This is a genomic window from Tepidibacter formicigenes DSM 15518 (assembly GCF_900142235.1).
GTDB classification, from domain to species: Bacteria; Bacillota; Clostridia; order Peptostreptococcales; family Peptostreptococcaceae; genus Tepidibacter; species Tepidibacter formicigenes.
Genome location: NZ_FRAE01000084.1, coordinates 1 through 8,910, shown reverse-complemented (window position 1 = coordinate 8,910; position 8,910 = coordinate 1). Strand labels below are relative to the sequence as shown.

Genomic DNA, 8,910 nt, shown 5'->3' with positions numbered 1-8,910 from the left:
CCACCAATGGATAATAAAATGCGTAGCATTTCTTTAAAATCTAGCTTTCTTTTTCTTGTAAAATCCTTTTGTGGATTTTTACAAAAGAAATAAGAGTATGTATCCATTTCTAAGAGTATTTTATCTAAATTTCCTTTAATTAAGTCTGCATATTTGTTCATGTGGGAACCTCCTTAATTTTATACTTCCAAGGAATTCACCATAAAATTCATCATATTTGTCAAATTTTTTTGAATAGAAAAAAAGAACAGGGTATGATTTCATACTCTGTTCTTTGATAACCGCCTTCGGCGATGTCTTAACTTAATGACATTGGCCTTTTGGCTCGTTTTTTTATATTGAAATATTTTTAGGAAAGACTTTTTATGTATAGGGGTTGTTTTTATATGGTATAATTGTATATTAAGGGGGGATATGTCTTGAAAATAGATAGAGGACTTGAAGTTACTAGAAATATAAAAATAATAGAATGGCTCAAAACTGAAATGCTAAATAGTATAGCAGCTTTATATGATTTAATGCTAAAGGGAGCAAGCTCTACTGATGAAATAATTCAAGATGTTCTTGCAAACATAATAATGTCTACTTATTTATTAGGAAGAAGATTAGGTCTTAATTTTTCTGATATAGATAAGAAAATGAAGGAAAAAATAATAACAGCTATAAATGAAGAACATAAAGTTGAAAAGTGGTATAAAGATTTAACTAAATTAAAGGAGTATATAAAACTTAGGGAGTGATTTTTTTGATAAATATGAGCAATAGACAAAGATTAACAGAAGCAGCTATTTTATCAAGTGTGGGAGTTATAATTTCAATATTAGTTATGTATGTCCCTTTTTTAAGTTTATTTGCTTTATTTACTTCAATTCCTTATATAATAATTTCAGCTAGATGTGGAATCAAAAATTCTATTATGTCTATTGTAATATCTTCACTTATTTTATTATTTACTACAAATCCAGTTTATGCATTAACATCATTTTTATTGTTTTTTATTCCAGCTGTATTTATTGGATATAATATTTATAAGAATAAGTCTCCTATTGAAGCTGTATCTTGGGGAACATTTGCTTTTATTATAACAACAATGATATACATTAAATTATCTAAAGGATTTTTTAATATTGATATAATAGAACAAACAATAAATATGCTTAATAAAACTTTGAATATGCAAAAAGAAGTTATAAGTCACTTTAATTCACTTGAAAAAAATAGTATAGAAATAGAAACAATAATAGAATATGTGTCTACTATGATACCTAGTATGTTAATAGTTATTCCATCTATAATAACTTCTTTTATAAATTACTTTATGTCATTATTTATATTAAAGAGAATTAAAGGATATAAAGAAGATTTGCCAAAGTTTAAAGATTTTGCACTTCCAGGGAACATAATATTAGGAGTGATTTTAATATATTTATTGTCAATGGTTTTAAAGAATATTAGTTGGATATATTACAATACAATAATTATAAATACAGAAATAGTATTTTCAATTATATTTTTAATTCAAGGAATCTGTGTATATAGTTATTTTCTAGATAAAATAAAAATAAGACAGGGGATTAAGAATATAATTTTAGTAGTATCTATATTGACAGGACCTTTGCTTTTTATGATGTCAATAATTGGGGTGGTGGACTCTATAGTGGATTTTAGAAGGATAAGAGGTAATTAGGAGGGGCTTATGAAAGATAAGCTAAATTTAAAGTTTTACTTACCTGAAACTAATATTTATATTACTATAATATTTATATTAAGTTTAACAGTATTTTTTTATAATATGTATTTAGGAACTGCTTTTTTTGGTGTTTTTTTATATTTAGTGTATTATAACTTAAAATATAGATACGCAAGACGAGATGAATGGACTAAATATATTGAAAACTTATCTATTGACATAGATTATACTACTAAAAAAGCTATATTAAATTTACCCATACCTCTTTGTGTTTTAGAGTTTGATGGAAGTATAAGTTGGTATAACAGTAAATTTTCAAATATGATAAATGAAAAAAATATTTTAGGAAAAAATATACAAAATTTCATCCCAAATTTAACCTTAAGAAAGGTACTAAATGAAAATAAAGAATTGTATACTGAAGTTAATCATAATAATAAAAAATATAATGTTATATATAATATAGTAAAAAGCGGAAAAGAAGAAGATGTAAAATATTTGATAATGGTATACTGGATAGATAAAACAGAATATGTTAAATTATTAAATAGATATGAAGATGAAAAAACAGCAATAGCTCTTATTCAAATTGATAGTTATGATGAGGTTCTTGAGAGTGCAAAACAAGATGTAAGACCCTTAATTAGTGCAGAATTAGAAAGAAAATTAGCTTCATGGGCTTCTGATTTAAAAGGAGCTTTTAGAAAAAATAGCAAGGATAAATATACTTTAGTAATTACAGCTAAAGAACTAGAAAATCTAGAGGCAGATAAATTTTCTATACTTGATGAAATAAGAGAGCTTGATTATGGGAATACACTTCCCTTGTCTTTAAGTATTGGAATAGGAGTAAAGGGAGAAACTTTACAAGATAATTTAAAATACGCTATTAGTGGACTTGATCTTGCTTTGGGGAGAGGTGGAGATCAAGCTGTTATAAAGAGAAAGGATAAATCTATATTCTATGGAGGAAAATCTAAGGCTGTAGAAAAAAAGACAAAAGTAAAGGCAAGGCTTATAGGACATGCGTTAAAAGATTTAATCATTGATTCTAAAGATATATACATTATGGGTCATAAATATCCAGATTTGGATTCTATAGGAGCGGCTATTGGTATATATAATATTTGTACATCCTTAGATAAAAAACCGAATATTGTTATTCAATCTTCTAATTCATCAATAGACTTATTTATGGATAGAGTTAAAGAAGATGAAAAATATAAAGATGCATTTATTACAAGAGAAGAAGCCATAAGGTATTGCAGCAAAGATAGCTTAGTTATAGTTGTTGATACCCATAGACCAAATTTTACTGAATGTGAAGAGTTACTGAAAATATCTGAAAAAATAGTAGTAATTGATCATCATAGAAGAGGAGTAGAATTTATAGATAACGCAGTCTTAATGTATCATGAAACATATGCTTCATCTACTTGTGAAATGGTAACAGAATTAATTCAATACATAGATGAAAAAACAAATATAGATAAGTTAGCTGCTGAAGCTTTACTTTCAGGAATAGCTTTAGACACAAAAAACTTTACATTTAAGACAGGGGTTAGAACTTTTGAAGCGGCTTCTATTTTAAGAAAATTAGGAGCAGATACAACATCTGTAAAAAAGTTATTTCAAGGAGATTTAGATAATTTTATTGCAAAAGCTGAAATAATAAAAAATGCTAGAATAATAAAAAATAAAATTGCTATATCCGTTTGTCCTGATAAGATTAAAAATTCAAAATTAGTTGCAGCTCAAGGAGCTGATGAGCTTTTAAACATAAAAGGAGTAATGGCTTCTTTTGTATTAGGAAAAGGAAATGATGATATAGTATTTATAAGTGCAAGATCTCTTGGAGATATAAATGTACATTTATTTATGGAAAAGCTTGGCGGTGGAGGCCATATTGATGTAGCAGGAGCACAGCTTAAGGATATTTCTATTGAAGAATCAATTAAAATAATAGAAGACTTAATAAATGAATATTTAAAGGAGGTTTAAATATGAAAGTTATTTTATTAAAAGACATAAAGGGAAGTGGAAAAAAAGGAGATGTAATTAATGTAAGTGATGGATATGCAAGAAATTATTTATTTCCAAGAAATTTAGCTAAAGAAGCAAATAAAGGAAATTTAAAAGTTTTAAATGAACAAAAAACGGCTCAAAAAATAAAAGAAGAAAAAGAATTTCAGGCTGCTAAAGAGTTAGGAAAAGAGATGGAAAAAATAACCGTAACATTATATTCTAAAGCTGGAGATGGAGGAAGATTATTTGGTTCTGTAACTTCAAAGGATATAGCTTCAGAGCTAAAGAAAAAACATAGTATAGATGTAGATAAAAGAAAAGTATTATTAGATGAGCCTATAAGATCTTTAGGAGTTAGATTTGTTGAAATTAAAATTCATCCTAAAGTAGTTACTAAAATAAGAGTAGAGGTAAAAGAAAAAAAATAGTTTTTAGGAGGGGTTAAAATGGAATATGAAGGAAGAATTCCTCCCCATAGTATAGATGCAGAACAATCTGTTTTAGGTTCTATATTACTTGATAAGGATGCTATTGTTGTTGTTTCAGAAACGATAAGACCTGAAGATTTTTATAAGGATGCCCATAAAGAAATTTATGAAGCTATACTTACTCTTTATAGAAATAGTGAACCTATTGATATAGTTACATTAACAGAAGAATTAAAAAGAAGAAATAATTTAGATTTAGTAGGAGGAATAACTTATTTAACAAAGCTTTCTACTGTTGTTCCAACTACTTCAAATGTAAAAAATTACGCAGATATAGTAAAAGAAAAATCTGTTTTGAGAAAGCTTATAAAGGCATCTTCAGATATTTTAGATTTAGGATATAAAGGATTTGAAAATATTAATTCAATTTTAGAAGTAGCAGAGAAGAAGATATTTGACATATCTCAAGAAAAAACAGGAGATAATTTTAAACCTATAAGTGAAGTTTTAATGAATGCATATGATAATTTAGAAGATCTTTATAAGAACAAAGGAAAGATTACAGGGATTACTACAGGATTTATAGATTTAGATAGAAAAACTAATGGACTTCAAAGAACTGATTTAGTTCTTATAGCAGCTCGTCCTGCTATGGGAAAAACTGCTTTTTCTTTAAATTTAGTTCAAAATGCTGCTCTAAAAGATAATGTGTCAGCTGCTATTTTTAGTCTTGAGATGTCAAAGGAACAGCTTATACAACGTATGCTTTCAGCACAGTCTCATATAGAGCTTAATAAATTAAAAACAGGAAATTTAGATGAAGATGACTGGCCAAAGCTTATAGAGGCAATGGGGGTTTTATCTAAAGCAAATATTTATATAGATGATACTCCGGGTATAACTATAATGGAAATGAGATCTAAATGTAGAAAACTTAAAATAGAAAAGGGTCTTGATTTTGTATTAATAGATTATCTTCAGCTTATGGAAGGCGATTCTAAGAGTGAAAGTAGACAACAGGAAATATCTAAAATATCTAGATCATTAAAAATTCTTGCAAAGGAGTTAAATTGTCCAGTTGTAGCTTTGTCACAGCTTTCACGTGCACCTGAGCTTAGAGCTGACCATAGACCTATACTTTCAGACCTTAGAGAATCTGGAGCAATTGAGCAGGATGCAGATATAGTAATGTTTTTATATAGAGATGAGTATTATCATCCTGATTCAGAAAAGAAAAACATAGGAGAGGTAATAATAGCAAAACATCGTCATGGAGAAACTGGAACTGTAGAACTTGCTTGGCTTGGAGAGTTTCAAAAATTTCATAATTTGGCTAGAAATATATAAAGTTTTATATAAATTATTTTTTAAGAAGGAAAGATTATTGTGAATAGTTATTAAAAAAAGGGGTTGTCTCAAAATAGAAAGTAATTTCTAGAGCGAGATAGCTCTTTTTTTATCCACAGTGTGTGAAATATTTTTTCTAAATTATTATAAAAAAATTTTATTATAAAATGTGGATAGATGTGTAAATAAGATATAATATAGTATTAGAGAATATAAAAAATATCCACATAATCCACAGAACATATGTTAATAAATGTGGATTAAATTAGAAGAGGGAGAATTATGAGAATAAATACTAAAATGGAAGTTAGATTAGACGAATTGTTATCATCTCTTTCTCTTGCTTTAGATTTAGCTGAGAATAAAAGTTTAGATCATTCAAGAAGAACTTCTTATATATCCTTTAGGATAGCAGATAAATTAAAAGTTAGTCAAAAAATAAAGGAAAATGTATACTATGCATCATTTTTACATGATATAGGAATATCAAATATGCCTAATCAAAATTCTTTAGAAGAAATACATAGTGATTTAAACTTAAAAAAGGTTCATTCTGATATAGGCTATAAAATAGTAAAAAATTTACCTTTTGATAATGACATGTCAAAATACATATTATATCATCATGAAAATTATGATGGTTCAGGACCAAATTTTATAGCAAAGGATGATATTCCAATTGGAGCTCAAATAATTGCGTTAGGAGATTATTTTGAAATAGCTCATAAAAGAAAAGACATCTCTAATAAAGAAAAAGCAAGAATGAAAAATTTAATAAAATCAAATAAAAACAAAAAATTTAATCCAGAAATAGCAGATGCTCTACTTGAGTTAATGGATACTGATAAATTTTGGCTAGATTTATCTATTAATTTAAATCATGAAATATTAAACTTAATAACTCCTGAAAAAGTTAAAGTAATTACAATGAAAGAACTTGGACAAATAGCAAAGGCATTTGCAGTTATCATAGATGGAAAAAGCAAATTTACACATTTACACTCAGATGGCTTAGCTGATAATGTGTATATGATGTCAAAATACATAGGGTATGATAAGCAAAAGAGCGTAAAAATGAAGATAGCAGGATATTTACATGATATAGGGAAATTAGCTGTTCCAAATAAAATATTAGATAAACCAGGGAAATTAACTTCTGAAGAATTTAATATTATAAAAACACATCCATATTGGACTAAGTTAATATTATCTCAAGTAAAAAGCTTTAGACATGATATTGCACAGTGGGCTGGAAATCATCATGAAAAATTAAATGGACAGGGTTATCCAGAAAAATTAAGAGGAAATGAAATTACAGAGGAAGACCAAATTGTTGGAATTTGTGATATATATCAAGCTTTAATAGAGGATAGACCATATAGAAAAGGATTGGAAAAATTAAAAGCTTTAAATATAATAAAGGGCATAGTAGATTCAGGAGGATTTGATAAAAAAATATATGAACTATTTAAAGAAGCTATATAACCTTGCTTTAAAAACGTATATTTGATAAAATTACAAATGGAGTGTTCGTTATAATATGAATGAAGAGGTGAAATTTCATGTCAACAGTAGCTATTATAGGATCTCAATGGGGAGATGAAGGAAAAGGTAAAGTAATAGATTATTTAGCAAGAAAAGCAGATGTTGTTGTAAGAGGACAAGGTGGAAATAATGCAGGTCATACTCTTGTAGTTGGAGATAAAAAATATGCGCTTCACTTAATTCCTTCTGGTATATTAAACCCAGAAACAATAAATATAATTGGTAATGGAGTAGTATTTGATCCTAAAGGATTTTTAGATGAAATAAATATGCTTGAAAGAGATAATATATCTACTAAAAACATAAAAATAAGTGATAGAGCTCATGTTATATTTCCATATCATAAAAAACTAGATGAGTTATCAGAAAATTCAAGAGGAGAAAATAAGATAGGAACTACTAAAAAAGGTATAGGACCTTGTTATATGGATAAAACAGAAAGATCTGGAATTAGAATATGTGACTTAATGGATGAAGAAATTTTTAAAATAAAGTTAAAGGAACAAATAGATAAAAAAAATGAAATAATAGAAAAGATATATGAAGAAGAAGGATTTGATTTTGAAAAAGTATATGAAGAATATATTGAATATGCACGCAAAATAAAAAATTATGTAGATGATACATCTGTAATACTATATAATTCTATAAAAGAAGGAAAAAAGGTATTATTTGAAGGAGCACAAGGAACATTACTCGACTTAGATTTAGGAACATATCCTTATGTAACTTCTTCTCATCCAACATCAGGAGGATTTTGTATAGGTTCTGGAATCGGTCCTAATATGATAAAAGATGTTTTAGGAATAGTAAAAGCTTATACAACTAGGGTTGGAAAAGGACCATTTGTTACAGAATTATTTGATGAAATAGGAGACCAAATAAGAAAAAATGGTAATGAGTTTGGAACAACAACGGGAAGACCTAGAAGATGTGGATGGTTTGATTCAGTAATAGTAAGATATGCGGCAAGAGTAAATGGACTTACAAGTATTTCTTTAATGCTTTTAGATGTTTTAACTGGATTTGAAAAAGTAAAAATATGTACAGGATATAAACTAGGAGATAAAGTTATAAAGGAATTTCCAGCATCATTAGAGATTTTAGAAAAATGTGAGCCTATTTATGAAGAATTAGATGGATGGAAAGAAGACATAACTAATGCTACTACATTTGAAGATCTTCCTCAAAACGCTCAAAACTATGTTAAGAGAATAGAAGAGTTAGTAGGAGTTAATGTTGGTATAATATCTGTAGGGCCTAAGAGAACTCAGACTATAGTAAGAAAAGAAATATTTTAATAATTTATTATAAAAGTTCTGTATTATTTTAAAATAATATGGAACTTTTTAGTTTTATTAATTATTTTATAAAATTTAATAAAAAATTTATAAAATAATGTTGACATATGTAGAAAATCATAGTAATATATATAACTGTGAGTGACAAAAACAAGACCCATTAGCTCAGTCGGTAGAGCACCTGACTTTTAATCAGGGTGTCCCGCGTTCGAGTCGCGGATGGGTCACCAGTTTTGGCCCCTTGGTCAAGCGGTTAAGACACCGCCCTTTCACGGCGGTAACAGGGGTTCGATTCCCCTAGGGGTCACCAATAATTGGGCTCATAGCTCAGCTGGGAGAGCACCTGCCTTACAAGCAGGGGGTCACAGGTTCGAGCCCTGTTGAGCCCACCAATTATAATGGCCTGGTAGTTCAGTTGGTTAGAATGCCAGCCTGTCACGCTGGAGGTCGAGGGTTCGAGTCCCTTCCAGGTCGCCAATTAAATATAAATATGCTGGTGTGGCTCAACGGTAGAGCAGCTGACTTGTAATCAGCAGGTTGTAGGTTCGATTCCTATCACCAGCTCCAGTAAAAA

7 protein-coding genes and 5 tRNA genes are annotated in these 8,910 nt (G+C 28.3%); all 12 read left to right on the top strand.

All coding sequences use genetic code 11. The features are described 5' to 3' along the window. Positions 1-419: 419 nt before the first annotated feature. The 12 genes from BUA77_RS11950 (at position 420) to BUA77_RS11895 (ending at position 8,903) form a co-directional block, all read left to right on the top strand. The gene (locus BUA77_RS11950) at positions 420-740 is read left to right on the top strand and encodes a MazG-like family protein (protein WP_072890561.1); all 321 of its coding nucleotides are present in this window, start codon (positions 420-422) and stop codon (positions 738-740) included. Between the two features lie 14 nt (positions 741-754). Next, positions 755-1,687 carry a YybS family protein gene (locus BUA77_RS11945; RefSeq protein ID WP_242939122.1) on the top strand — a complete coding sequence of 311 codons (933 nt, stop codon included), beginning with the start codon at positions 755-757 and terminating at the stop codon, positions 1,685-1,687. A gap of 9 nt (positions 1,688-1,696) precedes the next feature. Continuing rightward, positions 1,697-3,691 carry a DHH family phosphoesterase gene (locus tag BUA77_RS11940; protein ID WP_072890556.1) on the top strand — a complete coding sequence of 665 codons (1,995 nt, stop codon included), beginning with the start codon at positions 1,697-1,699 and terminating at the stop codon, positions 3,689-3,691. Positions 3,692-3,693: 2 nt separating this feature from the next. Further along, a complete protein-coding gene (rplI, locus tag BUA77_RS11935; RefSeq protein WP_072890554.1) occupies positions 3,694-4,143 on the top strand; it encodes a 50S ribosomal protein L9 in 450 nt (149 codons plus the stop codon). Between the two features lie 18 nt (positions 4,144-4,161). After that, positions 4,162-5,490 (top strand): replicative DNA helicase, encoded by a 1,329-nt coding sequence (gene dnaB, locus BUA77_RS11930; protein WP_072890551.1) that lies wholly within the window; start codon positions 4,162-4,164, stop codon positions 5,488-5,490. Between the two features lie 282 nt (positions 5,491-5,772). After that, positions 5,773-6,975 (top strand): HD domain-containing phosphohydrolase, encoded by a 1,203-nt coding sequence (locus BUA77_RS11925; RefSeq protein WP_084605763.1) that lies wholly within the window; start codon positions 5,773-5,775, stop codon positions 6,973-6,975. 77 nt (positions 6,976-7,052) lie between these two features. Next, positions 7,053-8,336: an adenylosuccinate synthase gene (locus tag BUA77_RS11920; protein ID WP_072890548.1), complete on the top strand. Its 1,284-nt coding sequence runs from the start codon at positions 7,053-7,055 to the stop codon at positions 8,334-8,336. 154 nt (positions 8,337-8,490) lie between these two features. Then, positions 8,491-8,566, top strand: a tRNA-Lys gene (locus BUA77_RS11915). Between the two features lie 5 nt (positions 8,567-8,571). After that, positions 8,572-8,646 (top strand) — tRNA-Glu (locus BUA77_RS11910). 6 nt (positions 8,647-8,652) lie between these two features. Next, a tRNA-Val gene (locus BUA77_RS11905) sits at positions 8,653-8,728 on the top strand. An 8-nt stretch (positions 8,729-8,736) separates the two neighbouring features. Then, a tRNA-Asp gene (locus BUA77_RS11900) sits at positions 8,737-8,813 on the top strand. A gap of 15 nt (positions 8,814-8,828) precedes the next feature. Further along, positions 8,829-8,903: transfer RNA gene (locus BUA77_RS11895), tRNA-Thr, on the top strand. The last annotated feature ends 7 nt before the right edge of the window (positions 8,904-8,910 follow it).

Excerpts from the sequence above, each read along its gene's own strand:
- rplI (WP_072890554.1), top strand. The coding sequence starts at position 3,694 with ATGAAAGTTATTTTATTAAAAGACATAAAGGGAAGTGGAAAAAAAGGA.
- BUA77_RS11940 (WP_072890556.1), top strand. The coding sequence starts at position 1,697 with ATGAAAGATAAGCTAAATTTAAAGTTTTACTTACCTGAAACTAATATT.
- BUA77_RS11925 (WP_084605763.1), top strand. The coding sequence starts at position 5,773 with ATGAGAATAAATACTAAAATGGAAGTTAGATTAGACGAATTGTTATCA.
- dnaB (WP_072890551.1), top strand. The coding sequence starts at position 4,162 with ATGGAATATGAAGGAAGAATTCCTCCCCATAGTATAGATGCAGAACAA.
- BUA77_RS11920 (WP_072890548.1), top strand. The coding sequence starts at position 7,053 with ATGTCAACAGTAGCTATTATAGGATCTCAATGGGGAGATGAAGGAAAA.
- BUA77_RS11945 (WP_242939122.1), top strand. The coding sequence starts at position 755 with ATGAGCAATAGACAAAGATTAACAGAAGCAGCTATTTTATCAAGTGTG.